Source organism: Vibrio sp. 10N.222.49.C9, from assembly GCF_041474985.1.
Classification (GTDB): Bacteria; Pseudomonadota; Gammaproteobacteria; order Enterobacterales; family Vibrionaceae; genus Vibrio; species Vibrio crassostreae_C.
The window spans coordinates 1-275 of record NZ_JBFRVD010000254.1 but is presented as its reverse complement, the minus strand read 5'-3'; the positions used below and the strand labels follow the sequence as shown (position 1 = coordinate 275).

Here is a 275-nt window from a genome sequence, read left to right as displayed (position 1 = left end):
GCTGGCAGATGCAATAAAAGGTATCGCCATGTTTGAGAAAGCCGAGGTTGGAGTATTAGGGCTTATCGAGAACATGAGCTATCACGAGTGTAGCAATTGTGGCTCACATGAAGACATCTTTGGCAGTGGTGGCGCGGTGAAATTAGCCGCAGAAAAGGGGATATCAGTATTGGGTCAATTGCCATTGCACCTTAACGTTCGCCGAGACATCGATATGGGGGTGCCTTCTGTGGTAAACCCTGAATCAGCAGAGCAAGCGCAAGGTTATTTACAGC

Annotated in this window: 1 protein-coding gene; it reads left to right on the top strand. The window is 48.4% G+C overall.

What is annotated here, in order from left to right:
- Positions 1–28 precede the first annotated feature (28 nt).
- Positions 29–275 (top strand): P-loop NTPase (locus AB4585_RS23015; RefSeq protein ID WP_372171121.1); only part of this gene is annotated, 247 nt, incomplete at its 3' end.